Genomic DNA, 25,520 nt, shown 5'->3' on the forward strand with positions numbered 1-25,520 from the left:
CTTGTCAAGAATGCAATTAATCAATTTCATATCCCATCAGCAAACCGCCATCTTCCGCATAAAAACTGCAGAGACCAGATGTTGGGAGAATTTTAATATCCGCCTGTGGGAAGGTTTCATGGATTCGCTCTGAAAGCTGTTGGCAACATTTCTCGTTATTGCGTTGAGCCATGACAATACGGCCACCAGCATATCCAGCCTTGACTAATTCTTCATAGGCAGCTTGAACTGATTTCTTTGGTCCTCGTGCTTTTTGTAGCAATTCGAGAGTTCCAGTTTCACTAGCTTCTCCGACCATACGGATATTTAGAAGGCCAACGACCGTACCGATAAGCTTGCTCAAACGGCCGTTCTTCACCAAGTTATCGACTTTGGCTAGGACAAAAAGTAACTTGGTTTTTTCTTGATAGGCAGTGATAGCTTCAACCACTTCTTCAAAAGATAAGCCCTGGTCGATCAAGTCATTCAATTTTTCTACGAGCAAGTCAACTTCCCCACCAGCAGACAAACTATCAATCACATGAATCTTAGTGTCAGGATGTTCTTCCAGATAAATATTTTTTGCTAGTTGAGCACTATTGTGGCTGCCAGAAAGAGTACCAGTGATGGTTACTAGGAAAATGTTTTTGGCTCCTTCAAATGCTCGCAAATAATCATCTGGGCTTGGACAAGCTGATTTTGAAGCTTCTGCAGTTGCATACATGGTTTCCATCATTTGGTCAATGTCAAGATTGGCATCATCAACAAAGACCTGATCAGCTACTTGAATGGTTAAGGGGACACTTACAAAGGTCGTGTCAATAGCTGGTGTTGCCAGCTGACGATAATCACAACCAGAGTCAGCAATAATCTTCCAAGTCATAGAAATTCTCCATCTTTGTCAGTTATACATTGACAAAGGTTCTGTCTTTTTTTACAATTATATCATGAAAGCCCTTGAAACAAAAGCCTCATCCGTCTGTTGTGACAAGTAGAAAGAAAATGTTATGTCTGAACGTAGAATCTCTGAAAAATCTCTTGAAAATCTCAGAAAATCAAACCAAGAATCCAATTTATTAACTAGAGAAGCCATCGAAACAGCCCTCTTGCAACTCTTGGAAAAAAAGGACTTGACCAAGATTAGTATTTCTGAATTGGTCAAACGTGCAGGCGTTTCTCGTGCAGCCTTTTACCGTAATTATGATTCCAAAGAGGAGATTTTAGAAAGCGTCTTTAAACGAACTGTCCACAATATTATGGAACAGTTGCATCATTATGATTTAAAGACAGACCTTTATCTGGTCTGGGTTCACCTTTTCCGAGAAGCAAGAAAGGAAGCCAGAGTGATTCAATTGGCCTTAGATTACCATCTGGAAAAAATCTTTGTCCAAGCCATGCAGGAATTTCTAGAAAAGTATCATGGAAAATCAAAAGGTGTCAGCTCTTATCTTCATTCCTTCTGGAGCTCGGCCATCGTCTCTGTCCTTCTAAAATGGATCAAGGATGGCATGAAGGTACCTGCTGAAAAGATAGCGGATTTACGGTTACCATTTTTTAAAAAATAGAGAAAAAGGAGAAAAGAGATGACTGAAAAAAGACTGGCCTGGGATGAGTATTTTGCAGCCCAAGCCTTACTAATTGCCAATCGTTCCACTTGTAAACGTGCCAAAGTGGGCGCGATTTTGGTAAAAGATAATAAGGTAATTTCCACTGGTTACAATGGTTCAGTATCAGGAACCGAGCATTGTATTGACCACGAATGTCTAGTCATTGAAGGCCACTGTGTTCGCACCCTTCACGCTGAGGTCAATGCTATCCTTCAAGGTGCAGAACGTGGTGTTCCTAAAGGTTTTACAGCCTATGTAACCCATTTTCCTTGTCTGAATTGTACCAAACAATTATTGCAGGTCGGCTGCAAGCGCGTGGTATATATCAACCAGTACAGAATGGACGACTACGCCCAATACCTTTATCAAGAAAAAGGGACAGAATTGACTCATTTACCACTTGAGACAGTACAGACAGCTCTTAAAGAGGCTGATCTAATGTAAAAAATATCAAAAATAAATGGTTTAGAAAGATTTTTAAACCGTTTTTTGGTATAATAAGAAGAATAAATTGAAAGAAGGAATTCCAAAAATGGGAAAAATTGAAGTTATTAATCATCCATTAATTCAACACAAATTGTCAATCTTGCGTCGTACAGATACTTCTACAAAAGCTTTTCGTGAGCTAGTAGATGAGATTGCAATGTTGATGGGGTATGAAGTACTTCGTGATCTTCCACTAGAAGATGTGGAAATCGAAACACCAATCACAAAAACAGTTCAAAAACAATTGGCAGGTAAGAAATTGGCCATCGTTCCAATCTTGCGTGCAGGTATCGGAATGGTTGATGGACTCTTGAGCTTGGTTCCAGCTGCTAAGGTTGGTCACATCGGTATGTACCGTGATGAAGAAACGCTTCAACCAGTTGAGTACTTGGTGAAATTGCCTGAAGATATTGACCAACGTCAAATTTTTGTCGTAGACCCAATGTTGGCAACAGGTGGCTCAGCAATCTTGGCTGTTGATTCTCTTAAAAAACGTGGCGCATCAAATATCAAATTTGTCTGCCTTGTATCTGCTCCAGAAGGTGTAAAAGCCCTTCAAGAAGCTCATCCAGATGTAGAAATCTTTACAGCAGCCTTGGATGAACGCTTGAACGAACACGGTTATATCGTTCCAGGTCTTGGGGATGCTGGGGACCGCTTGTTCGGTACGAAATAAAATCGAAAAGAAGAATGAATTGGAAAAGAATTTCCAGTCGTGAAAGGAGGTTGAATTTTTGTTTCTGTCTGATGAAAACAGAGCAAAAATTTGACCTTTTTTGACCAAGATATTATAATAGTCTTATCTTCAGTCATTTGACCAACAAAATTAAAACTCAAAAGGAGAAATGAATGATTCCTGTAGTTATTGAACAAACAAGTCGTGGAGAACGTTCCTACGATATTTACTCACGTCTTCTCAAAGACCGCATCATCATGCTGACAGGTCCAGTTGAAGACAATATGGCTAACTCTGTTATTGCCCAATTGCTTTTCTTGGATGCCCAAGACAGTACAAAAGATATTTACCTTTATGTCAATACACCTGGTGGTTCAGTTTCAGCTGGTTTGGCAATCGTTGATACCATGAACTTTATCAAGGCAGATGTCCAAACTATCGTTATGGGGATGGCTGCATCTATGGGGACTGTCATCGCGTCAAGTGGAGCAAAAGGCAAACGTTTCATGCTTCCAAATGCAGAGTATATGATCCACCAACCAATGGGTGGTACAGGTGGTGGTACTCAACAAACCGATATGGCGATTGCTGCAGAACACTTGCTCAAAACTCGTAACATCTTGGAAAAAATCTTGGCTGAAAATTCAGGTCAGTCAATCGAAAAAGTCCATGCAGATGCAGAACGCGATAATTGGATGAGCGCCCAAGAAACACTTGAATATGGCTTTATTGATGAAATCATGGCCAACAATTCATTGAACTAATGATTAAAGAAGGCAAACTCGACTGAGTTTGCTTTTTTTGGTATAATAGGGGGAGATTTCTTAGAAAGAGGATTTATCATGTTTGAAAAAGTCAATCGATCTGGCTTGATTATCTATCTTTACTATAATCGTGATGCAAAAAAACTGCAGGATTATGGAGATATTACCTATCATTCCAAGAAACATCGATACTTACAGCTTTATGTTCCAACTCAAGAAGTGGAGCAATTGGTCGGGCGTTTGAGCAAGGAAAAATTTATAAAAAAAGTCAGAGTTTGTCATATCCAAGAGCTTGAAACACCCTTTGTGGGCAATCTTTATCGAGAGGAAAACGTTATCATTGAAAAAGTTCAAGAAAAGTGTTGACAATTTTCTGATAATTCGGTATATTCTTAACATGCTATTTATTTAAGAAATAAGGAGACAAAAAAGATGAAGAAAAAATTTGCCCTATCGTTTGTGGCGCTTGCAAGTGTAGCACTTCTTGCAGCCTGTGGAGAAGTGAAGTCTGGAGCGTCAAACGCTGCTGGTAACTCAGTAGATGAAAAGACAATCAAAATCGGATTTAACTTCGAAGAAACTGGTGCCGTAGCAGCCTACGGAACATCTGAACAAAAAGGTGCCCAACTTGCCGTTGATGAAATCAATGCAGCAGGTGGTATCGATGGAAAACAAATCGAAGTAGTCGATAAAGATAATAAGTCTGAAACAGCTGAGGCGGCTTCAGTAACAACTAACCTTGTAACCCAATCTAAAGTATCAGCAATCGTAGGACCTGCGACATCTGGTGCAACTGCAGCTGCGGTAGCGAACGCTACAAAAGCTGGTGTTCCATTGATCTCACCAAGTGCGACTCAAGATGGATTGACTAAAGGTCAAGATTACCTCTTTATCGGAACTTTCCAAGATAGCTTCCAAGGAAAAATTATCTCAAACTATGTTTCTGATAAATTGCAAGCTAAGAAAGTTGTTCTTTACACTGACAATGCCAGCGACTATGCTAAAGGTATTGCCAAAGCCTTCCGTGAAGCTTACAAAGGTGAAATCGTTGCAGATGAAACTTTCGTAGCAGGTGACACAGACTTCCAAGCAGCCCTTACAAAAATGAAAGGGAAAGACTTTGATGCTATCATCGTTCCTGGTTACTACACTGAAGCTGGTAAAATTGTAAACCAAGCGCGTGGTATGGGAATTGACAAACCAATCGTTGGTGGTGATGGATTCAACGGTGAAGAGTTTGTACAACAAGCAACTGCTGAAAAAGCATCAAACATTTACTTTATCTCAGGCTTCTCAACTACTGTAGAAGTTTCAGCTAAAGCAAAAGCTTTCCTTGATGCATACCGTGCTAAGTACAACGAAGAGCCTTCAACATTTGCAGCCTTGGCTTATGATTCAGTTCACCTTGTAGCAAACGCAGCAAAAGGTGCTAAAAATTCAGGTGAGATTAAGGATAATCTTGCTAAAACAAAAGACTTTGAAGGTGTAACTGGTCAAACAAGCTTCGATGCAGACCACAATACAGTTAAAACTGCTTACATGATGACCATGAACAATGGTAAGGTTGAAGCAGCAGAAGTTGTAAAACCATAATAGAAAAATGTTGAAATAGGGAATGAGACTCGGACTCACTCCCTGTTTCGATGTTTAAGAACCTATCAAAAAGTGAGGGAAAACCCTCGAAATTATATAGAAAGAGTGAATCTTATGCTCCAACAACTTGTAAATGGTTTGATTCTAGGTAGTGTATATGCACTGTTAGCCCTAGGGTATACCATGGTTTACGGAATTATCAAGCTCATCAACTTCGCCCACGGTGATATTTATATGATGGGAGCCTTTATCGGTTATTTCTTGATTAATTCTTTCCAAATGAATTTCTTTGTAGCGCTTATTGTAGCGATGTTAGCGACAGCCATTCTTGGTGTCGTGATTGAGTTCCTTGCTTACCGACCTTTGCGTCACTCTACGCGTATTGCTGTTTTGATTACAGCTATTGGGGTTTCTTTCCTATTGGAGTATGGGATGGTCTATCTGGTTGGTGCCAATACCCGTGCCTTCCCTCAAGCGATTCAAACAGTTCGCTATGATTTGGGACCAATCAGCTTAACAAATGTGCAGTTAATGATCTTGGCCATTTCCTTGATTTTGATGATTTTGTTACAAGTCATTGTCCAAAAAACAAAGATGGGGAAAGCCATGCGTGCTGTATCTGTAGATAGCGATGCGGCACAATTGATGGGGATCAATGTAAACCGTACTATCAGCTTTACCTTTGCTTTGGGTTCAGCTCTTGCTGGTGCAGCTGGTGTTCTGATTGCCCTCTATTATAACTCTCTTGATCCTTTGATGGGGGTTACTCCAGGTCTTAAGTCTTTCGTTGCCGCAGTACTTGGTGGTATCGGGATTATTCCTGGTGCGGCTCTTGGTGGTTTTGTGATTGGTTTATTGGAAACTTTTGCGACAGCCTTTGGAATGTCAGACTTCCGTGATGCCATTGTTTATGGAATCCTGTTGTTGATCTTGATTGTCCGCCCAGCAGGTATTCTTGGTAAAAATGTGAAAGAGAAGGTGTAAACGATGAAGGAAAATTTAAAAGTTAATATTCTATGGTTACTCCTTTTATTAGCTGGCTATGGCTTGATTAGTGTACTGGTTTCAGTCGGAGTACTCAACCTATTCTATGTACAGATTTTACAACAAATTGGAATTAATATTATTTTGGCTGTTGGTCTCAACTTAATCGTTGGTTTTTCAGGACAATTTTCACTTGGGCATGCTGGTTTCATGGCGATTGGTGCCTATGCCGCTGCTATTATTGGATCTAAATCACCAACCTACGGTGCCTTCTTTGGAGCTATGCTGATAGGGGCTTTGCTTTCAGGAGCAGTTGCCTTGCTTGTCGGAATTCCAACCTTGCGCTTGAAGGGGGATTACCTTGCGGTGGCGACTCTAGGTGTTTCTGAAATTATCCGTATCTTTATCATCAATGGTGGAAGCCTTACAAATGGTGCGGCAGGTATCTTGGGAATTCCTAACTTTACAACTTGGCAAATGGTATACTTCTTTGTCGTGATTACAACCATTGCAACCTTGAACTTCTTGCGTAGTCCAATTGGTCGTTCAACCCTCTCCGTTCGTGAAGATGAAATCGCTGCAGAGTCAGTCGGTGTTAATACAACTAAAATTAAAATCATCGCTTTTGTCTTTGGTGCCATTACTGCAAGTATTGCAGGGTCACTTCAGGCAGGATTTATCGGGTCTGTTGTACCGAAAGATTACACATTCATTAACTCAATCAACGTATTGATTATTGTTGTATTTGGTGGACTTGGTTCCATTACAGGTGCGATTGTTTCAGCTATTGTCCTTGGAATTTTGAATATGCTTCTCCAAGATGTTGCTAGCGTGCGTATGATTATCTACGCTTTGGCCTTGGTATTGGTAATGATTTTCAGACCAGGTGGACTCCTTGGAACATGGGAATTGAGCCTATCACGTTTCTTTAAAAAATCTAAGAAGGAGGAACAAAACTAATGGCATTACTTGAAGTAAAACAGTTAACCAAACATTTTGGCGGTCTAACAGCTGTTGGAGATGTGACTCTTGAATTGAACGAAGGGGAACTGGTTGGATTAATCGGTCCAAATGGAGCTGGGAAAACCACCCTTTTCAACCTCTTGACGGGTGTTTATGAACCAAGCGAGGGAACAGTAACCCTTGATGGTCACCTTTTGAATGGAAAGGCACCTTATAAGATTGCCTCTTTGGGACTTGGACGTACTTTCCAAAATATTCGACTCTTTAAAGATTTAACAGTTTTGGACAATGTTTTGATTGCTTTTGGCAACCATCACAAACAACATGTTTTTGCTAGTTTTTTGCGCTTACCAGCTTTTTACAAGAGTGAAAAAGAATTAAAGGCTAAAGCCTTGGAATTGTTGAAAATCTTTGATTTAGATGGTGATGCAGAAACGCTTGCTAAAAATCTTGCCTACGGACAACAACGTCGTTTGGAAATTGTTCGTGCCCTCGCTACGGAACCTAAAATTCTCTTTTTAGATGAACCAGCTGCAGGTATGAATCCTCAGGAAACAGCAGAATTGACTGAGTTAATTCGTCGTATCAAAGATGAATTTAAGATTACGATCATGCTGATTGAACACGATATGAATCTGGTCATGGAAGTGACAGAACGTATCTACGTACTTGAATATGGTCGTTTGATTGCTCAGGGAACTCCAGACGAAATTAAGACCAATAAACGCGTTATCGAAGCTTATCTAGGAGGTGAAGCCTAATGTCTATGTTAAAAGTTGATAATCTTTCTGTGCATTACGGTATGATCCAAGCAGTCCGTGATGTAAGCTTTGAAGTAAATGAAGGAGAGGTTGTTTCCCTTATCGGTGCCAATGGTGCAGGTAAGACAACCATTCTCCGTACCTTGTCTGGTTTGGTTAGACCGAGTTCAGGAAAGATTGAATTTTTAGGTCAAGAAATCCAAAAAATGCCAGCTCAAAAAATCGTGGCAGGTGGTCTTTCACAAGTACCAGAAGGACGCCACGTATTCCCTGGCTTGACTGTTATGGAAAATCTAGAAATGGGTGCTTTCTTAAAGAAAAATCGTGAAGAAAATCAAGCTAACTTAAAGAAAGTTTTCTCACGTTTCCCACGTCTTGAAGAACGCAAGAACCAAGATGCAGCCACTCTTTCAGGAGGGGAACAACAAATGCTTGCCATGGGACGAGCTCTTATGTCGACACCGAAACTTCTACTTTTAGATGAACCATCAATGGGACTTGCCCCAATCTTTATCCAAGAGATTTTTGATATCATTCAAGATATCCAGAAACAAGGAACAACCGTCCTTTTGATTGAACAAAATGCCAATAAGGCACTCGCAATCTCTGACCGAGGATATGTACTGGAAACAGGAAAAATCGTTCTATCAGGAACAGGAAAAGAACTCGCTTCATCAGAAGAAGTCAGAAAAGCATATCTAGGTGGCTAAAAAGGTCCGGGGGACCTTTTTAGTCGGCGGATGAAGATTGCGAAGCAATTATCAAATCCAGTGGATTGTTTTAGTCGGCAGATAGAGATTGCAGAGCAATCATCGCATAGTCCGGGGGACCTTTTTAGTCGGCAGATAGAGATTGCGAAGCAATTCTCATCTGCACTGGAAGGTTAGCTTCTAATCATTGAAACAAAACAGAATGAAGCTGTCTATCCTTCATTCACGGAGCTCGATTTTAGAGCTCTTTTTGCTAGCTTATTCATACTTTTCTGAATTTTGAAAAAGAAATGTAAGCGTTTGATAGATTTACAAAAAGATTGTATAATAGGGATAAGAATAGAAAAGGAGAAGTCTCATGGCAGTTAAAGATTTTATGACCCGCAAGGTAGTTTATATTAGTCCAGATACAACAGTATCTCATGCAGCAGATTTAATGAGAGAGCAAGGATTACACCGCTTGCCTGTTATCGAAAATGATCAATTGGTTGGTTTGGTGACTGAGGGCACCATTGCCCAAGCTAGTCCATCCAAGGCAACAAGTCTTTCTATCTATGAGATGAACTATCTTCTAAATAAGACAAAAGTAAAAGATGTGATGATTCGTGATGTTGTCACTGTTTCAGGCTATGCGAGTCTAGAGGATGCAACTTATCTGATGTTGAAAAACAAGATTGGTATTCTTCCTGTCGTAGATAACCATCAAGTCTATGGGGTTATTACGGACCGTGACGTTTTCCAAGCCTTTCTTGAAATCGCAGGTTATGGCGAAGAAGGGATTCGTGTACGCTTTGTTACGGAAAATGAAGTTGGTGTACTCGGAAAGATTGTTTCTTTGATTGTAGAAGAAAATTTGAATATCTCGCATACAGTCAATATTCCGCGTAAGGATGGTAAGGTGATTATCGAAGTTCAAATCGATGGATCAATTGATTTACCAGCCTTGAAAGAAAAATTTGAATCAGAGAATATTCAAGTAGAAGAGATTACTCGTACCTCAGCAAAAGTCTTGTAAGAAGGGAAGCCGAAAGGCTTCTTTTTTCATGAAAAGGGGATTAGAGCAAAAGATGGAAAGAAATGATAAAATATGCTATAATGAAATGATGTAAAAAAGGAGTATTTATGGACATTTCAGTAATTCGTCAGAAAATTGACGCAAATCGTGAAAAATTAGCTTCTTTCAGGGGGTCTCTTTGACCTCGAGGGTCTAGAGGAAGAGATTGCCATCTTGGAAAACAAGATGACAGAACCTGATTTTTGGAACGATAATATTGCGGCCCAAAAAACGTCGCAAGAATTAAATGAATTAAAAAACACTTACAACACCTTCCACAAAATGGAAGAGTTGCAGGATGAAGTTGAAATTTTATTAGACTTTTTAGCTGAAGATGAGTCGGTGCATGAAGAATTGGTTGAACAGTTATCAGAACTTGATAAGATGATGACCAGCTACGAGATGACTCTACTCTTGTCAGAACCTTATGACCACAACAATGCCATCTTGGAAATCCATCCAGGATCCGGTGGTACTGAGGCTCAGGACTGGGGTGATATGTTGCTTCGTATGTACACTCGCTATGGAAATGCTAAGGGCTTTAAAGTGGAAGTATTGGATTACCAAGCAGGAGATGAAGCTGGTATCAAGTCAGTAACCTTATCATTTGAAGGACCTAATGCCTATGGCCTTCTCAAGTCAGAAATGGGGGTACACCGTTTGGTGCGAATTTCACCATTTGACTCTGCTAAACGTCGCCATACCTCTTTCACATCGGTGGAAGTAATGCCAGAATTGGATGATACCATTGAAGTGGAAATCCGTGAAGATGATATCAAGATGGACACCTTCCGTTCAGGTGGTGCTGGTGGACAAAACGTCAATAAGGTTTCAACTGGAGTGCGTTTGACACACATTCCTACGGGAACTGTCGTCCAATCAACGGTAGATCGTACCCAGTATGGAAATAGAGATCGTGCCATGAAGATGTTGCAGGCTAAGCTCTATCAAATGGAGCAAGAAAAGAAAGCTGCGGAAGTTGATTCCCTCAAGGGTGAGAAAAAGGAAATCACATGGGGAAGCCAAATCCGTTCATATGTTTTCACGCCTTATACTATGGTAAAAGATCATCGAACTAGCTTTGAAGTTGCACAAGTAGATAAGGTTATGGATGGGGACCTAGATGGTTTTATCGATGCCTACCTCAAGTGGCGAATCAGCTAAGATAGAAAGGAACTCACATGTCAATCATTGAAATGAGAGATGTCGTCAAAAAATACGACAACGGAACGACTGCCCTACGTGGTGTTTCGGTCAGCATTCAACCAGGAGAATTTGCCTATATCGTAGGTCCGTCAGGAGCTGGAAAATCAACCTTTATTCGTTCTTTGTACCGCGAAGTAAAAATCGAAAAAGGAAGCTTATCTGTTGCTGGTTTTAATCTGGTTAAAATTAAAAAGAAAGATGTCCCTCTCCTACGTCGTAGTGTTGGGGTTGTCTTCCAAGATTATAAGCTCTTACCAAAGAAAACCGTTTATGAAAATATTGCTTATGCAATGGAAGTTATTGGTGAGAGCCGCCGTAATATCAAAAAACGTGTTATGGAAGTTTTAGACTTGGTTGGATTAAAGCATAAGGTTCGTTCTTTCCCAAATGAACTTTCAGGGGGAGAACAGCAACGGATTGCAATTGCACGTGCCATTGTAAACAATCCAAAAGTATTGATTGCGGACGAACCAACAGGAAACTTGGACCCAGATAATTCATGGGAAATCATGAATTTGTTGGAACGCATCAATCTCCAAGGTACAACTGTCTTGATGGCTACCCACAACAGTCAGATTGTAAATACCTTGCGCCACCGTGTCATTGCCATTGAAAATGGCCGTGTCGTTCGTGACGAAGCTAAAGGAGAATATGGATACGATGATTAGTAGATTTTTTCGCCATTTATTTGAATCATTAAAAAGTTTGAAACGAAATGGCTGGATGACAGTAGCTGCTGTCAGTTCAGTTATGATTACTTTGACCTTGGTTGCAATATTTGCATCTGTTATCTTTAATACGGCTAAACTAGCTACAGATATCGAAAATAATGTCCGAGTAATGGTATACATTCGTAAGGACGTAGCTGATAATAGTGAGACCATTGAAAAAGAAGGTCAAACTGTTACAAATAACGACTACCATAAGGTATATGATGCTTTGAAAGGTATGTCAACCGTTAAAAGTGTTACGTTTTCAAGTAAAGAAGAACAATATGAAAAGTTGACAGAAACAATGGGGGACAACTGGAAAATCTTTGAAGGTGATGCAAACCCTCTCTATGATGCCTATATAGTAGATACCAATACACCCAGTGATGTAAAGACAGTAGCAGAAGAAGCTAAGAAAATTGAAGGTGTATCAGAAGTTCAAGATGGTGGTGCCAATACAGAACGCTTGTTTAAGTTAGCCTCATTTATTCGTGTCTGGGGACTAGTTATCGCGGGATTATTGATTTTCATTGCGGTGTTCTTGATTTCTAATACTATACGTATCACCATCATTTCACGAAGCCGTGAAATTCAAATCATGCGTTTAGTAGGTGCTAAGAATGGCTATATCCGCGGACCTTTCTTGCTTGAAGGTGCCTTCATTGGTTTGCTTGGAGCAACCCTTCCATCAGTTTTGGTATTTGTTGTTTATAAAATGGTTTACCAATCGGTTAATAAGTCATTGGTAGGTCAAAATCTTTCTATGATTGCGCCAGAGGTATTTACTCCTCTGATGATTGCCCTATTATTTGTGATTGGAATTTTTATAGGTTCAATCGGATCAGGAATTTCTATGCGCCGATTCTTAAAAGTCTAAATTTTAATAGATGTATATTTGAGGAGATTTTACTATCTCCTTTTTTACTACAAAAATTTTAGAAAAAAGTCTACTTTTTTTAATAAAAGCCTTTACAAAAAAAAAAAAAGTGGTATAATTGAATTGTAGAAAGTGCAAACGTTTTCGTAAAACGTTTGCCTAAATAAAAATAAAGGAGATTTGAATGATGAAAGATACATTCAAAAATGTCTTGTCTTTCGAGTTTTGGCAAAAATTCGGTAAGGCTTTGATGGTGGTTATCGCCGTTATGCCGGCTGCTGGTTTGATGATTTCAATCGGTAAGTCGCTTGTGATGATCAACCCTAACTTTGCTCCACTCGTTATTACTGGTGGTGTACTAGAGCAAATCGGTTGGGGAGTCATCGTTAACCTTCATATCTTGTTTGCCCTCGCTATTGGAGGAAGCTGGGCTAAGGAACGTGCTGGTGGTGCGTTTGCGGCAGGTCTTGCCTTTATCCTAATCAATCGTATCACTGGTACAATCTTTGGTGTATCAGGAGATATGTTGAAAAATCCAGAAGCTATTGTAACAACACTCTTTGGTGGATCAATCAAGGTTGCTGATTACTTCATTAGTGTTATGGAAGCCCCAGCACTTAACATGGGTGTCTTCGTAGGGATTATTTCTGGTTTTATTGGAGCAACTGCTTACAATAAATACTACAACTTCCGTAAGCTTCCTGATGCACTTTCATTCTTTAACGGAAAACGTTTTGTACCGTTTGTAGTTATTCTTCGTTCAGTAATTGCTGCAATCGTACTTTCAGCTTTCTGGCCACTTGTGCAAACTGGTATCAATAGCTTTGGTATCTGGATTGCTAACTCACAAGAAACTGCTCCAATCCTTGCACCATTCTTGTATGGTACATTGGAACGCTTGCTCTTGCCATTTGGTCTTCACCACATGTTGACTATCCCAATGAACTACACAGCTCTTGGTGGAACTTATGAAGTCTTAACTGGTGCAGCAAAAGGTAGCCAAGTATTTGGTCAAGACCCACTTTGGCTTGCATGGGTAACAGACCTTGTTAACCTTAAAGGTACAGATGCAAGTCACTACCAACAATTGTTAGATACTGTTCACCCAGCTCGTTTCAAAGTTGGACAAATGATCGGTTCATTCGGTATCTTGATGGGTATGATTGTGGCTATCTACCGTAATGTTGATGCTGACAAGAAACACAAATACAAAGGTATGATGATTGCAACAGCTCTTGCTACATTCTTGACAGGGGTTACTGAACCAATCGAATACATGTTCATGTTTGTAGCAACACCTATGTACCTTGTTTACTCACTTGTTCAAGGTGCGGCCTTCGCTATGGCTGACGTCGTAAACCTACGTATGCACTCATTCGGTTCAATCGAGTTCTTGACTCGTACACCTATTGCAATTAGCGCTGGTATCGGTATGGATATTGTTAACTTTATCTGGGTAACTGTTCTCTTTGCCGTAATCATGTACTTTATCGCAAACTTCATGATTCAAAAATTCAACTACGCAACTCCAGGGCGTAACGGAAACTACGAAACTGCTGAAGGTTCAGAAGAATCTAGCAGCGAAGTGAAAGTTGCAGCAGGTTCTCAAGCTGTAAACATTATCAACCTTCTTGGTGGACGTGCAAACATCGTTGATGTGGATGCATGTATGACTCGTCTTCGTGTAACTGTAAAAGATGCTGACAAAGTCGGTGATGCAGAACAATGGAAAGCAGAAGGAGCTATGGGTCTTGTCATGAAAGGACAAGGAGTTCAAGCTATCTACGGTCCAAAAGCTGACGTATTGAAATCTGATATCCAAGATATCCTTGATTCAGGTGAAATCATTCCTGAAACTCTTCCAAGTCAAATGACAGAAGCGCAACAAAACACTGTTCACTTCAAAGGTCTTACTGAGGAAGTTTACTCAGTAGCAGACGGTCAAGTTGTTGCCTTGGAACAAGTTAAAGATCCAGTATTTGCTCAAAAAATGATGGGCGACGGATTTGCTGTAGAACCTGCAAATGGAAACATTGTATCTCCAGTTTCAGGTACTGTATCAAGCATCTTCCCTACAAAACATGCTCTTGGTCTTGTGACTGAAGCAGGTCTTGAAGTATTGGTTCACATTGGTTTGGACACAGTAAGTCTTGAAGGAAAACCATTTACAGTTCATGTTGCTGAAGGACAAAAAGTTGCAGCAGGAGATCTCCTTGTCACAGCTGATTTGGATGCTATCCGTGCAGCAGGTCGTGAAACTTCAACAGTAGTTGTCTTCACAAATGGTGATGCAATTAAATCAGTTAAATTAGAAAAAACAGGTTCTCTTGCAGCTAAATCAGCAGTTGCTAAAGTAGAATTGTAATATACTTGAGGTTGGAAGCTGTATTCCAACCTCTTATTTTGGGAGAAAAGAATGAAATTTTTAACACTCAATACTCATAGTTGGATGGAAAAAGAAGCTGAGGAAAAATTCCAGTTCTTGCTTGAAGATATTCTTGATAAAGACTATGATTTGATATGTTTCCAAGAGATCAATCAGGAGATTACTTCGCCAGAGGTGGAGGTTAATGACCTTTATCAAGCTTTGCCAGCAGCTGAGCCTATTCACCAAGACCATTATGTTAGACTTTTGGTTGAAAAGTTGTCACAGCAAGGAAAAGATTACTACTGGACTTGGGCCTATAACCATATTGGTTATGACCGCTACCATGAAGGTGTGGCTATCTTGTCTAAAACACCTATTGAAGCAAGAGAAATTTTGGTTTCAGATGTGGATGATCCAACAGACTATCATACTCGCCGTGTCGCCCTGGCTGAAACTGTAGTCGATGACAAGGACCTTGCAGTTGCCAGTGTCCACCTTTCTTGGTGGGATAAAGGTTTCCAAGAAGAATGGGCGCGATTTGAGGCTGTCTTGAAAGAATTGAACAAGCCGCTTTTGCTAGCTGGAGATTTCAACAACCCAGCTGGTCAGGAAGGCTACCAAGCTATTTTAGCTAGTCCATTAGGTTTACAAGACGCTTTTGAAGTTGCTCAAGAGAAAAGCGGTAGCTATACTGTTCCACCAGAAATTGATGGCTGGAAAGGGAACACTGAACCCCTTCGAATCGATTATGTCTTTACTACCAAAGAGTTAGCGGTGGAAAATTTACATGTCGTATTTGATGGTAATAAGAATCCACAAGTGAGTGATCACTATGGCTTGAATGCTATGTTAAACTGGAAATAATAACTGAAAAGAGGTTGGAACTATAACATTCCAGCCTTTTTCTTATTAGAGAAGCTACTGGAAATAGCCTAATACTCTTCGAAAATCAAATTCAAACCGTGTCAGCTTCACCTTGCCGTACTCAAGTACAGCCTGCGGCTAGCTTCCTAGTTTGCTCTTTGATTTTCATTGAGTATAAATAAGTGAGGCTACTGAAATGGAATAAAATATGGTATAATTGGTAAGATAGATAGAATCGAGGATATTATGTCATTTACGAAATTTCAATTTAAAAACTATATTAGAGAAGCCTTGGAGGAGTTGAAATTTACAACTCCAACAGAGGTACAAGATAAGTTGATTCCCATTGTCTTGGCAGGCCGAGATTTGGTTGGAGAATCAAAAACAGGTTCTGGTAAGACTCATACTTTCCTATTGCCGATTTTCCAGCAATTAGATGAAGCCAGCGATAGTGTTCAAGCAGTCATTACTGCACCGAGCCGTGAATTAGCTACTCAAATTTACCAAGCAGCCCGTCAGATTGCAGCCCACTCAGAGGTAGAAATTCGTGTGGTTAATTATGTGGGTGGTACAGATAAGGCTCGCCAGATTGACAAATTGGCAAGTAACCAGCCTCATATTGTTATCGGAACGCCTGGCCGTATTTATGACTTAGTTAAGTCTGGTGACCTAGCTATTCACAAGGCTAAGACCTTTGTGGTCGATGAGGCAGATATGACCTTGGATATGGGATTCTTGGAAACTGTTGATAAGATTGCTGGAAGCCTTCCAAAAGACCTGCAATTCATGGTCTTCTCAGCGACTATTCCACAAAAACTGCAACCATTCTTGAAAAAATACTTATCAAATCCTGTTATGGAGAAAATCAAGACCAAAACGGTCATTTCTGATACCATTGATAATTGGTTGATTTCGACCAAGGGCCGAGATAAGAATGCTCAAATTTACCAGTTGACTCAGTTGATGCAACCGTATTTGGCAATGATTTTTGTTAACACTAAAACGCGTGCTGATGAATTGCATTCATATCTGACTGCTCAAGGCTTGAAGGTTGCAAAAATCCATGGGGATATTGCCCCTCGTGAGCGCAAACGTATCATGAACCAGGTTAAAAATCTGGATTTTGAGTATATTGTCGCAACAGACTTGGCAGCGCGTGGAATTGACATTGAAGGTGTCAGCCATGTCATCAATGATGCCATTCCGCAAGATTTGTCCTTCTTTGTTCACCGTGTTGGTCGTACTGGGCGTAATGGCCTACCAGGTACAGCTATTACCCTTTATCAGCCAAGTGATGACTCGGATATCCGTGAGTTGGAGAAATTGGGAATCAAGTTTACTCCTAAGATGGTCAAAGACGGGGAATTTCAAGATACTTATGACCGTGATCGTCGTGCTAACCGTGAGAAAAAACAAGATAAACTTGATATCGAAATGATTGGTTTGGTTAAAAAGAAAAAGAAAAAAGTCAAACCAGGTTATAAGAAAAAAATTAAATGGGCGGTTGATGAAAAACGTCGCAAGACCAAGCGTGCTGAAAATCGTGCTCGCGGTCGTGCAGAGCGTAAAGCAAAACGCCAAACATTTTAATAGAAAAAGTTGGAGTACTGAGCTCCAACTTTTTTTATTATGTGACTGAAAGTTACATAATAAACTAGCTCATATCAATGAGCTAGTAGAGGTTCAAATCAATCTCAATAACTAAGAAAAAAGAAGACTGACAAAATATGATTACTTTAAAATGAAACTAAAATTTGCAATCAAACTGGAGTATATGGAGTAAGAAATCAAAATTCTATGATGTAATGGAATATAAAGTTATAAGACTGAAATCTTATTTCAGAGACTTAATCACTTCTATCCTTCTTAAATTCATAGATCTCTTCCAAGTAAAAATGAATTTTTTCTTTAATATATTTTAATGATTTATTATTAGTTATGTCTATAACACCAAACACACTATAGTGGTTTCGGTAAAGCTCATCATAATCAATCTGACTGCCTATGATGATAACTTCTGATTTTTTTGAACTAAATTGGATAGATTTTAAATAGAGTTTCATTTTTTTAGATGTTAGAGACCCTGATTTTATGATAAAATAAGTAGAAGATTTATATTTGTAGTTAATCTTATGTCCTTGTAAAATTTTTGTATTTTTGAATGTTTTCTTTAAGAAATAATATTTTAAATACAGAGATAAAATATAGCCAAATAAAGAGTAGTGTAAAATTTGAATTGCCTTCATAGCTTTCCTTTCATTAGAAATTAGTTTATCAAATGAAGAAAGATTAATATTATTGAGATACTAAAAAGTATCTATTTTATCATGAAATGTCTAAATTAAGAAAATTTTTACCATTTGAGACAGTATAGAAACCATTTGAGATTTTTATAATTTAATTTCCATCATTCTGATAAGATTAAACTGATAGAAGGAGGCTAAATATGACAGACTACATTTTATATCAAGATAGAGCTATCGTAAAGGTACCACTCTCTAAAATTTATTATGTTACAACTCACCCAACAAAAGCTCATGCTGTTCTTTTTGTAACAGCCGAAGGGAATTTTGAAGCTTCAACCTCACTATCTAAAATTGAAGCAGAAAGTACAGAAGAACTTATTAGATGCCATAGAAAGTTTCTTGTGAATAAAGATAAAATAGCAGGATTTAATCATGAGACAAGAACGATTATGTTTTTGGATGATAGAGTATCAGACATTGCTTGTTCTAGAAGACACTTTACAATATTAAAAAATCAGTGGAAAAATATATAGGAGTGAAGTAGTGAATATTTTTATACTAGAAGATAATTTTTTACAACAGACTAGAATTGAAAATGTTGTCAAAAAAATTTTGGTGGATAATAAGATTGAGTATAGGCATTTTGAGGTTTATGGAAAACCTCAACAGCTTTTAGAGGACATTTCAGAGAGAGGAAATCATCAATTATTTTTACTTGATATTGAAATAAAAGATGCTGACAAAAGAGGATTAGACGTTGCTAGAGAAATTAGAAAACTTGATTCTCAAGCAGTGATTGCTTTTGTAACATCACATTCTGAGTTTATGCCTGTATCTTTTGAATATTTAGTATCAGCTATTGATTTCATTGATAAAGAATTACCTGAACCATTATTTATCAAACGAATTGAAAATGTTATTTTAAGTGTTAGCGATAATCAAGGAATAACAGTATCTGAGGACTCTTTTATATTTACAGGATCTAAAGCTCAAATTCAAGTCCCTTTTAAAGATTTATTGTATATTGAGACATCGTCAATAGCCCATAAATTGACACTCTATTCAAAACGAGACATAGTTGAATTTTATGGACAATTATCCGAAATCATAGAACAGGAACCACGCTTATTTCAATGTCATAGATCGTTTATCGTAAATCCTTATAATATTTCTTCAATTGATAAAGAAAATCGGGTAGTTCATTTTCAAAACGGGTCCTCTTGTATTGTCTCTAGGTTAAAGATACGTTCACTCATGAAAGCTGTCGAAAGACTTCATGACTAAGGAGATTTAGATGATATTTTTTCTAGATATTATAGGTACTTTTCTAATGTTATGTATCCATGCTAGAGTTTTAGGTGAGAGATTAAATCTGAAAAAAATCGGAATATCCATTATTCTGTTCTATCTTTCAATATTACTATTTGTTTTTGTATTTGGATCAACAGAATTTTATTTTTACGGGTCATTATTGAGTTATCCCACTTTTTTTATACTATATACTTTGTCCATTGGTGAATTAAGAAGTAAGGTTTCTTTACTACTTTTTTACTCACTATTTCCACTTGGATTTTGGGATGTCATCAAAAACTTTTTAGGTTACTTTGTAATTTATAAGATTCCCATATTGCAAACTATATATGAAACAAATCTAGGAATAATGATTTTCTCTTTACTAGCTAAAATTATTGTGTTATTCCTTATTAGTATCTTTCAATATAATTTTAGTCATTTAAAAATAAAGAACTTAGATAGAAAGACAAAATTTATCTTAATTACTGCGGATATTTTAATGATTGCTTATTTTATCTTACCGCCTTATATAAACTACATTGATAAAGTAAGTTGGGATGGAATGTTGGATTATAAAGAATTATTGACAGCAGTTTACTTTTTATTGTTTATTTGTTTTGTTAATCTATTGGATAGAAAGTTACTTCAAGAATTACAGGAGAAAGTCGTTCTACAAAAAGAAATTCAATTGCAAAATCTTAGTAATTATAGTCAACAAGTTGAGGGGCTGTATCAAGAAATTAGAAGCTTTAGACATGATTATGCTAATATTTTATCGAGCTTAAAAATAGGTATCGATCAAAAAGATATTAATTTGGTTTCTCAAGTCTATGATAGCGTTTTGAAAAATTCTGGTGAAAAATTAAAAGGCAAGCGTTTTGATGTAGCACATCTAAGAAATATCAATGATTTGGCGCTAAAGAGTTTACTATTATCTAAGTTATCGGAGGCCCAAAACTTATCTGTTCCAGTCTCCCTGGAGATTAGTGAACAGTTCTCTATAAAAAATATGGAACAAATTGACTTCTTAACAATTACTTCTATCTTGTTAGATAATGCTATAGAGTCCGCAGCAGAAGGAGGAATAGCAGTTTGTTTTCTTGAGGATACAGAATGGAATAAATTAGTCATGATTGTAAAAAATTCTACTTTAGAAAGAGAGATAGAATTGAGAGATATATTCAAGCGTGACAATTCTTCAAAAGGAGTAGGTCGGGGTATAGGCTTGGCCAATGTTCGGAGAATTTTAAAATCTTATCCAAATGTATGTTTGAAAACCACAAGTAAAAATTATGTCTTTACACAGATCTTGGAAATAGAACTTTAAAAGAGTCGCCATTCTTAGGATATTCTATAGAATATTTTAAGGGGGACTCTTTTGTTATGACTTTATATACATTATTTTTTAGCTAGTTCCTACAAATGAGCTAGGAAATAGTCATAACAATAAAACTGGGCAAAAAAGCTAGAGTGACGACTTTACAATATCTAGCAGCGATTTGTGGAATAAATTTTAAAATGGTTTATTTTTAATCTCGAAAGGTTACAAATCATGAAAAAATACGTTTCGTGATGAAAAAAGTACATTTAAAGACTTTGAGGTAAAAATTTCTTCTTTCCTGCTATACTGAACTTGTCAAGATTATAATCTCATAAAAAACATCTATTATACAGGATGTAATCATCGTGGAATCAAAAACAACAACTTATTTAAAATAGTTTTAAAAAAAGAAGAGGTGCTAATATGTTAAATGAAACTATGATTCAGCTTATACTCATTGCAATTTGTTGTGTGTACATTATTTTTAACACTAAGGCTGATAAAAACCCAAAGAGAGGATATCGTACAGCTTTGTACCTTTTCGTTATGGCTGGTATTATATCCTATATTATGAACTATCTAAATTGGTTAGATTTTTTCTTATTGATAACTCCGATAATGTGTCTATTTAAATTTGAAGATAAGTGGAGTTAGCAACATGTAAATACTTTGTGATAAAAATCGATTTTGTTTTGCTATACTGAACTTGTCAAGGTTATAATCTGACAAAAGATTTCTATTATATACGAGATATTCATCATGGATACAAAAACAATAGAACAAGTTAATGTGCTCAAAGTTGATGCTCTTTCTATTATTGTGTTGAAGGAGGTAAAAATGATTTGGGTTGTATTTCAGGTATGGCAGGGATGACTGAAATAGACTTTTTCTACGCTGGAGCTGCGATTATATGTGGTGCTTCAGCTATGCGAATTTGCTAAAAAGAGAGAGGATGTACAATGAATAGTTCAATGAATCAGTTTTCAATTCTAAAAAACAGTGATTTACAAGAGTACTCTGGTGGATTAAATCCTACTTGTGGAGTATTAGTTGGTATGTCAATTTATATAGGTCTAACTGCATTTACTGGTCCTGTTGGTGTTGCATTGCGATTTCAACAGGTGGGCTAGCGGCAGATAGTTTTTGTAGATAATGAGAAAAGTAATTAGTATATTTTACATTATTTCTCTAGGAGTCTTGTCTTTACTAAAGTCACAAGATATTGTTGATATCATAGCCACTCTACTATTGATTTGTATAGGTTTAAAGGGAATGAACCAAAAGGGAACTTTATAAGGTTTTGTTGACGATACTTTTTCGCGTCATTACATGTTTGGACAATGTTTCATCTGTTAATTTCCAAATTGAGAATGGAGATATTGTAACTAAGTGTGATTTTGAGTCAACTAAAGATGTCATGGTTAATGGTTGGATATCTTCATTGGGTAGGAGCTATTGTCTTTCAGGTTATAGAGGATAATTTATGGATAAGAGAACAGAAGAAATTCTCAATAAGGTTTACAATTTGATTTTAGATACAGAGATTCATAAAAATGAACGAGATATTTTATTACGTTATAAAACTCTATTAGAGAATACAAAAAATGAACAGAGAGTTGTCATGGAGTTGGCAGAAGCTCTTCGTCAGCAGGCTGTTAGTGGGATTCATAGTCAGAAATCATTGAGCCCAAAGGTTGCGACATTTTATAAAGAAATTGCCACATATGGAGAATTGAGTAAAAATATAGCTCAAGGATTAATTTCTTTTGGTATAACGAGATAATGAAAAATGAGCAGAAAAAACTTACCGAGTTTGTAACAAGATAAAAAAATAATATAAATGTAAGGAAGTATTCGTGATGCATACAATGGTGAAACGATATGATGTAATGCATGAAGCAATGCTATCAAGAATTGAAGGTGAACTCTCATGCTTTGAGAAGGTATTGTTTCTTTAAGAGGATATGGTGGAGCTATTATAGGCTTTTGGATAGGAACTGAATTTTTTTTCTACGAAATAGAAAGTTGAGGTACAAATGAAGCAGCGTTTAATAATTGCAATTAGTTTTATAATGACTGGGATAGTCATTAACATTTTATTCGAATCAAATACTATTATTCATAAATTTATTGCTATATTAGGTCTGAGTATGTATTATAGAGGTGTTTTTAGAGAGTATAAAAAATATTAAAAGCAATTCAGATTTTGATTTAATTCTGTATATAACAGGATTAAATCCTTTTTGTTTTATGAGAACGAAATATCTACATTGAAACACTACATTATAGACTGCAAATTGAGCCTAAAAATGGTATAATGGAAGAGTTATATAGTCCCGATAAGATGGTAGGTATTCAGCACTAAGAAATTTCCTATCAGTACTTTGTAACTCTATAACACTATTTTTAAGGGGGGACATTTTTATGTCAGAACGTAAATTATTCACGTCTGAATCTGTATCTGAGGGGCATCCAGATAAGATTGCAGACCAAATTTCAGATGCGATTTTGGATGCTATTTTAGCTAAAGATCCAGAGGCGCACGTTGCTGCTGAGACAGCTGTATATACTGGTTCAGTCCATGTTTTTGGTGAAATATCTACAAATGCCTATGTAGATATTAACCGTGTGGTTCGTGATACCATTGCAGAGATTGGCTACACTAATACAGAATATGGTTTTTCTGCTGAGACTGTAGGAGTACATCCATCTTTAGTGGAACAATCTCCTGACATTGCCCAAGGTGTTAACGAAGCCTTGGAGGTTCGTGGAAATGCAGACCAAGATCCGCTGGACTTAATTGGTGCTGGAGACCAAGGTCTCATGTTTGGCTTTGCAGTGGATGAAACAGAAGAGCTCATGCCATTGCCAATCTCACTCAGTCATAAATTAGTTCGTCGTTTGGCAGAACTTCGTAAGTCTGGGGAAATTAGCTATCTTCGCCCAGATGCTAAATCACAAGTTACAGTTGAGTATGATGAAAATGACCGTCCAGTACGTGTGGACACAGTTGTTATTTCAACTCAGCACGATCCAGAAGTCAGCAACGAACAAATTCACAATGATGTCATTAACAAGGTTATCAAAGAGGTTATTCCAGCTTCTTACTTGGATGAGCAAACAAAATTCCTCATCAATCCTACTGGTCGTTTTGTAATCGGTGGACCTCAAGGGGACTCAGGTTTGACTGGTCGTAAGATTATCGTGGATACTTATGGTGGCTACTCCCGTCACGGTGGTGGTGCTTTCTCTGGTAAAGATGCGACTAAGGTGGACCGTTCTGCGTCATATGCGGCTCGCTATATTGCAAAGAATATCGTTGCAGCAGGTCTTGCTAAGAAAGCAGAAGTGCAATTGGCTTACGCTATCGGTGTTGCGCAGCCTGTCTCTGTTCGTATCGATACCTTTGGTACAGGAACAGTAGCTGAAAGCAAGCTTGAAAAAGCAGCCCGTCAAATCTTTGACCTTCGCCCTGCAGGAATTATCCAAATGCTGGACCTCAAGCGCCCAATTTACCGTCAAACAGCGGCTTATGGACACATGGGACGTACAGATATTGATCTTCCATGGGAACGTTTGGACAAGGTAGATGCTTTGAAAGAAGCAGTAAAATAAGATTTTAAGAGGGAGTTCCCCTCTTTTTAGGCTCTATAATATTTGTAGTGGGTAAATCCCCTATAGATCTTATGGAGCCTATTTTGTTGTAGAAAAAAAGTCCCATAAGATCTATAATGAAAAGTGACCAAACAACTCATTAGAAAGATTCATATGGAACAATTACATTTTATCACAAAACTACTCGATATCAAAGACCCTAATGTCCAAATTATGGATGTTGTTAATAGAGATACCCACAAGGAAATCATCGCCAAACTGGATTATGAGGCCCCATCTTGTCCTGAATGTGGAAGTCAAATGAAGAAATATGATTTTCAAAAACCATCTAAGATTCCTTACCTTGAAACAACTGGTATGGCTACTAGAATTCTCCTTAGAAAGCGTCGTTTTAAGTGCTATCAGTGTTCAAAAATGATAGTCGCTGAGACTTCTCTCGTCAAGAAAAATCACCAAATTCCTCGTATCATCAACCAAAAAATTGCGCAAAAGTTGATTGAGAAGATTTCTATGACCGATATTGCTCATCAGCTGGCCATTTCAACTTCAACTGTCATTCGCAAGCTCAATGACTTCCGTTTTAAGCATGATTTTTCTAGCCTTCCTGAGATTATGTCTTGGGACGAGTATGCCTTCACTAAGGGAAAAATGAGTTTCATTGCTCAGGACTTTGAAAAACTCAATATCATAACTGTTCTTGAGGGTAGAACACAGGCTGTCATCCGAAATCACTTTCTTAAATATGATAGAGTCGTTCGTTGTCAGGTGAAAATCATTACTATGGATATGTTTAGCCCTTACTATGACTTGGCTAAACAGCTTTTTCCGTGTGCTAAAATCGTTCTAGATCGTTTCCATATTGTACAACATTTAAGCCGTGCTATGAGTCGTGTGCGTGTCCAAATCATGAATCAGTTTGAACGAAAATCTCATGAATACAAGGCTATCAAGCGATACTGGAAACTCATCCAACAAGATAGTCGGAAACTCAGCGATAAACGTTTTTATCGCCCTACTTTCCGTATGCACTTGACGAATAAAGAGATTCTAGACAAGCTTTTGAGCTATTCAGAAGACTTGAAACACCACTATAATCTCTATCAGCTCTTACTCTTTCACTTTCAGAACAAGGAGCCAGACAAATTTTTCGGACTCATTGAGGACAATCTAAAGCAGGTTCATCCTCTTTTTCAGACTGTCTTTAAAACCTTCCTCAAGTATAAAGAAAAGATTGTCAATGCTCTTCAACTACCCTACTCCAACGCCAAATTGGAGGCCACCAATAATCTCATTAAACTCATCAAACGCAATGCCTTTGGTTTTCGGAACTTTGAAAACTTCAAAAAACGAATTTTCATCGCTCTCAATATCAAAAAAGAAAGGACGAATTTCGTCCTTTCTCGATCTTAGCTTTTCTTCAACCCACTACAGTTGACAAAGAGC

Annotated in this window: 26 protein-coding genes; 24 read left to right on the plus strand and 2 right to left on the minus strand. The window is 37.8% G+C overall.

Features of this window, described 5'->3' with window-relative positions; genetic code table 11:
* Nucleotides 1-16: 16 nt before the first annotated feature.
* Nucleotides 17-862 (minus strand): DegV family protein, encoded by an 846-nt coding sequence (locus tag RN80_RS05025; protein ID WP_004256807.1) that lies wholly within the window; start codon nt 860-862, stop codon nt 17-19.
* Between the two features lie 124 nt (nt 863-986).
* Here RN80_RS05025 and RN80_RS05030 point away from each other — a divergent pair, with 124 nt between their 5' ends.
* From RN80_RS05030 to RN80_RS05110, 17 genes are all read left to right on the plus strand, one after another.
* Complete coding sequence (locus tag RN80_RS05030; RefSeq protein WP_000004136.1) at nt 987-1,544, plus strand: TetR/AcrR family transcriptional regulator; 558 nt, start codon at nt 987-989, stop codon at nt 1,542-1,544.
* Between the two features lie 18 nt (nt 1,545-1,562).
* Nucleotides 1,563-2,030: a deoxycytidylate deaminase gene (locus RN80_RS05035; protein WP_000136976.1), complete on the plus strand. Its 468-nt coding sequence runs from the start codon at nt 1,563-1,565 to the stop codon at nt 2,028-2,030.
* A gap of 88 nt (nt 2,031-2,118) precedes the next feature.
* Nucleotides 2,119-2,748 carry a uracil phosphoribosyltransferase gene (upp, locus tag RN80_RS05040; RefSeq protein WP_000515974.1) on the plus strand — a complete coding sequence of 210 codons (630 nt, stop codon included), beginning with the start codon at nt 2,119-2,121 and terminating at the stop codon, nt 2,746-2,748.
* Between the two features lie 173 nt (nt 2,749-2,921).
* Nucleotides 2,922-3,512 carry an ATP-dependent Clp protease proteolytic subunit ClpP gene (gene clpP / locus RN80_RS05045; protein ID WP_000613471.1) on the plus strand — a complete coding sequence of 197 codons (591 nt, stop codon included), beginning with the start codon at nt 2,922-2,924 and terminating at the stop codon, nt 3,510-3,512.
* A 78-nt stretch (nt 3,513-3,590) separates the two neighbouring features.
* Nucleotides 3,591-3,878 (plus strand): YlbG family protein, encoded by a 288-nt coding sequence (locus RN80_RS05050; RefSeq protein ID WP_000462127.1) that lies wholly within the window; start codon nt 3,591-3,593, stop codon nt 3,876-3,878.
* 66 nt (nt 3,879-3,944) lie between these two features.
* Complete coding sequence (locus RN80_RS05055; RefSeq protein ID WP_045611943.1) at nt 3,945-5,105, plus strand: ABC transporter substrate-binding protein; 1,161 nt, start codon at nt 3,945-3,947, stop codon at nt 5,103-5,105.
* A gap of 114 nt (nt 5,106-5,219) precedes the next feature.
* Nucleotides 5,220-6,089, plus strand: a complete 870-nt coding sequence (locus RN80_RS05060; protein WP_060627914.1) for a branched-chain amino acid ABC transporter permease — start codon at nt 5,220-5,222, stop codon at nt 6,087-6,089.
* A gap of 3 nt (nt 6,090-6,092) precedes the next feature.
* Nucleotides 6,093-7,049 carry a branched-chain amino acid ABC transporter permease gene (locus tag RN80_RS05065; protein ID WP_000662286.1) on the plus strand — a complete coding sequence of 319 codons (957 nt, stop codon included), beginning with the start codon at nt 6,093-6,095 and terminating at the stop codon, nt 7,047-7,049.
* Nucleotides 7,049-7,813 carry an ABC transporter ATP-binding protein gene (locus RN80_RS05070; protein WP_001185995.1) on the plus strand — a complete coding sequence of 255 codons (765 nt, stop codon included), beginning with the start codon at nt 7,049-7,051 and terminating at the stop codon, nt 7,811-7,813. The genes RN80_RS05065 and RN80_RS05070 overlap by 1 nt, the downstream gene beginning before the upstream one ends.
* A complete protein-coding gene (locus RN80_RS05075) occupies nt 7,813-8,523 on the plus strand; it encodes an ABC transporter ATP-binding protein (RefSeq protein WP_000062200.1) in 711 nt (236 codons plus the stop codon). Before RN80_RS05070 ends, RN80_RS05075 begins: the two co-directional genes overlap by 1 nt.
* A 358-nt stretch (nt 8,524-8,881) precedes the next feature.
* On the plus strand, nt 8,882-9,538 hold the full coding sequence (locus RN80_RS05080) for a CBS domain-containing protein (RefSeq protein WP_004256822.1): 657 nt from the start codon (nt 8,882-8,884) through the stop codon (nt 9,536-9,538).
* Between the two features lie 107 nt (nt 9,539-9,645).
* Nucleotides 9,646-10,741, plus strand: a protein-coding gene (gene prfB / locus RN80_RS05085) for a peptide chain release factor 2 (RefSeq protein ID WP_101784613.1) whose coding sequence is annotated in 2 segments (ribosomal slippage) — nt 9,646-9,717 and nt 9,719-10,741 — 1,095 coding nt in all. Because the reading frame shifts where the segments join, the coding sequence is not laid out codon by codon here.
* Between the two features lie 17 nt (nt 10,742-10,758).
* Nucleotides 10,759-11,451, plus strand: a complete 693-nt coding sequence (ftsE, locus tag RN80_RS05090; RefSeq protein WP_000022260.1) for a cell division ATP-binding protein FtsE — start codon at nt 10,759-10,761, stop codon at nt 11,449-11,451.
* Nucleotides 11,444-12,370 carry a permease-like cell division protein FtsX gene (gene ftsX, locus RN80_RS05095; protein ID WP_060627916.1) on the plus strand — a complete coding sequence of 309 codons (927 nt, stop codon included), beginning with the start codon at nt 11,444-11,446 and terminating at the stop codon, nt 12,368-12,370. The genes ftsE and ftsX overlap by 8 nt, the downstream gene beginning before the upstream one ends.
* Nucleotides 12,371-12,554: 184 nt before the next feature.
* The gene (locus tag RN80_RS05100; RefSeq protein ID WP_080998508.1) at nt 12,555-14,735 is read left to right on the plus strand and encodes a PTS transporter subunit IIBC; all 2,181 of its coding nucleotides are present in this window, start codon (nt 12,555-12,557) and stop codon (nt 14,733-14,735) included.
* Between the two features lie 51 nt (nt 14,736-14,786).
* A complete protein-coding gene (locus RN80_RS05105; protein ID WP_060627920.1) occupies nt 14,787-15,602 on the plus strand; it encodes an endonuclease/exonuclease/phosphatase family protein in 816 nt (271 codons plus the stop codon).
* A 246-nt stretch (nt 15,603-15,848) separates the two neighbouring features.
* Nucleotides 15,849-17,192 (plus strand): DEAD/DEAH box helicase, encoded by a 1,344-nt coding sequence (locus RN80_RS05110; protein ID WP_060627923.1) that lies wholly within the window; start codon nt 15,849-15,851, stop codon nt 17,190-17,192.
* A 257-nt stretch (nt 17,193-17,449) separates the two neighbouring features.
* Here RN80_RS05110 and RN80_RS05115 read toward each other — a convergent pair whose 3' ends face one another.
* Complete coding sequence (locus RN80_RS05115) at nt 17,450-17,848, minus strand: hypothetical protein (protein ID WP_060627924.1); 399 nt, start codon at nt 17,846-17,848, stop codon at nt 17,450-17,452.
* A 200-nt stretch (nt 17,849-18,048) separates the two neighbouring features.
* On the opposite strand from RN80_RS05115, the gene RN80_RS05120 reads away from it, so the two are divergent.
* The 7 genes from RN80_RS05120 (at nt 18,049) to RN80_RS05150 (ending at nt 25,487) form a co-directional block, all read left to right on the plus strand.
* On the plus strand, nt 18,049-18,381 hold the full coding sequence (locus RN80_RS05120) for a LytTR family DNA-binding domain-containing protein (protein ID WP_060627925.1): 333 nt from the start codon (nt 18,049-18,051) through the stop codon (nt 18,379-18,381).
* A gap of 10 nt (nt 18,382-18,391) precedes the next feature.
* Nucleotides 18,392-19,132, plus strand: coding sequence for a response regulator transcription factor (locus RN80_RS05125; protein WP_060627927.1), 741 nt, complete (start codon nt 18,392-18,394; stop codon nt 19,130-19,132).
* Nucleotides 19,133-19,142: 10 nt separating this feature from the next.
* Nucleotides 19,143-20,468 (plus strand): GHKL domain-containing protein, encoded by a 1,326-nt coding sequence (locus RN80_RS05130; protein WP_060627929.1) that lies wholly within the window; start codon nt 19,143-19,145, stop codon nt 20,466-20,468.
* A 953-nt stretch (nt 20,469-21,421) separates the two neighbouring features.
* The gene (locus RN80_RS09915; protein WP_125393441.1) at nt 21,422-21,592 is read left to right on the plus strand and encodes a bacteriocin secretion protein; all 171 of its coding nucleotides are present in this window, start codon (nt 21,422-21,424) and stop codon (nt 21,590-21,592) included.
* A gap of 353 nt (nt 21,593-21,945) precedes the next feature.
* Nucleotides 21,946-22,245 carry a bacteriocin immunity family protein gene (locus tag RN80_RS05140; protein ID WP_045607191.1) on the plus strand — a complete coding sequence of 100 codons (300 nt, stop codon included), beginning with the start codon at nt 21,946-21,948 and terminating at the stop codon, nt 22,243-22,245.
* 641 nt (nt 22,246-22,886) lie between these two features.
* On the plus strand, nt 22,887-24,077 hold the full coding sequence (gene metK, locus RN80_RS05145) for a methionine adenosyltransferase (RefSeq protein WP_060627931.1): 1,191 nt from the start codon (nt 22,887-22,889) through the stop codon (nt 24,075-24,077).
* 153 nt (nt 24,078-24,230) lie between these two features.
* On the plus strand, nt 24,231-25,487 hold the full coding sequence (locus tag RN80_RS05150) for an ISL3 family transposase (protein WP_060627934.1): 1,257 nt from the start codon (nt 24,231-24,233) through the stop codon (nt 25,485-25,487).
* Nucleotides 25,488-25,520 lie beyond the last annotated feature (33 nt).

Source organism: Streptococcus mitis (assembly GCF_001281025.1).
Taxonomy (GTDB): Bacteria; Bacillota; Bacilli; order Lactobacillales; family Streptococcaceae; genus Streptococcus; species Streptococcus mitis_AK.

Bases quoted from the DNA above. Each gene is read 5' to 3' on its own strand.
- RN80_RS05025 (WP_004256807.1), bottom strand. From the start codon at position 862: ATGACTTGGAAGATTATTGCTGACTCTGGTTGTGATTATCGTCAGCTG.
- RN80_RS05030 (WP_000004136.1), top strand. From the start codon at position 987: ATGTCTGAACGTAGAATCTCTGAAAAATCTCTTGAAAATCTCAGAAAA.
- RN80_RS05035 (WP_000136976.1), top strand. From the start codon at position 1,563: ATGACTGAAAAAAGACTGGCCTGGGATGAGTATTTTGCAGCCCAAGCC.
- upp (WP_000515974.1), top strand. From the start codon at position 2,119: ATGGGAAAAATTGAAGTTATTAATCATCCATTAATTCAACACAAATTG.
- clpP (WP_000613471.1), top strand. From the start codon at position 2,922: ATGATTCCTGTAGTTATTGAACAAACAAGTCGTGGAGAACGTTCCTAC.
- RN80_RS05050 (WP_000462127.1), top strand. From the start codon at position 3,591: ATGTTTGAAAAAGTCAATCGATCTGGCTTGATTATCTATCTTTACTAT.
- RN80_RS05055 (WP_045611943.1), top strand. From the start codon at position 3,945: ATGAAGAAAAAATTTGCCCTATCGTTTGTGGCGCTTGCAAGTGTAGCA.
- RN80_RS05060 (WP_060627914.1), top strand. From the start codon at position 5,220: ATGCTCCAACAACTTGTAAATGGTTTGATTCTAGGTAGTGTATATGCA.
- RN80_RS05065 (WP_000662286.1), top strand. From the start codon at position 6,093: ATGAAGGAAAATTTAAAAGTTAATATTCTATGGTTACTCCTTTTATTA.
- RN80_RS05070 (WP_001185995.1), top strand. From the start codon at position 7,049: ATGGCATTACTTGAAGTAAAACAGTTAACCAAACATTTTGGCGGTCTA.
- RN80_RS05075 (WP_000062200.1), top strand. From the start codon at position 7,813: ATGTCTATGTTAAAAGTTGATAATCTTTCTGTGCATTACGGTATGATC.
- RN80_RS05080 (WP_004256822.1), top strand. From the start codon at position 8,882: ATGGCAGTTAAAGATTTTATGACCCGCAAGGTAGTTTATATTAGTCCA.
- ftsE (WP_000022260.1), top strand. From the start codon at position 10,759: ATGTCAATCATTGAAATGAGAGATGTCGTCAAAAAATACGACAACGGA.
- ftsX (WP_060627916.1), top strand. From the start codon at position 11,444: ATGATTAGTAGATTTTTTCGCCATTTATTTGAATCATTAAAAAGTTTG.
- RN80_RS05100 (WP_080998508.1), top strand. From the start codon at position 12,555: ATGATGAAAGATACATTCAAAAATGTCTTGTCTTTCGAGTTTTGGCAA.
- RN80_RS05105 (WP_060627920.1), top strand. From the start codon at position 14,787: ATGAAATTTTTAACACTCAATACTCATAGTTGGATGGAAAAAGAAGCT.
- RN80_RS05110 (WP_060627923.1), top strand. From the start codon at position 15,849: ATGTCATTTACGAAATTTCAATTTAAAAACTATATTAGAGAAGCCTTG.
- RN80_RS05115 (WP_060627924.1), bottom strand. From the start codon at position 17,848: ATGAAGGCAATTCAAATTTTACACTACTCTTTATTTGGCTATATTTTA.
- RN80_RS05120 (WP_060627925.1), top strand. From the start codon at position 18,049: ATGACAGACTACATTTTATATCAAGATAGAGCTATCGTAAAGGTACCA.
- RN80_RS05130 (WP_060627929.1), top strand. From the start codon at position 19,143: ATGATATTTTTTCTAGATATTATAGGTACTTTTCTAATGTTATGTATC.
- RN80_RS09915 (WP_125393441.1), top strand. From the start codon at position 21,422: ATGAATAGTTCAATGAATCAGTTTTCAATTCTAAAAAACAGTGATTTA.
- RN80_RS05140 (WP_045607191.1), top strand. From the start codon at position 21,946: ATGGATAAGAGAACAGAAGAAATTCTCAATAAGGTTTACAATTTGATT.
- metK (WP_060627931.1), top strand. From the start codon at position 22,887: ATGTCAGAACGTAAATTATTCACGTCTGAATCTGTATCTGAGGGGCAT.
- RN80_RS05150 (WP_060627934.1), top strand. From the start codon at position 24,231: ATGGAACAATTACATTTTATCACAAAACTACTCGATATCAAAGACCCT.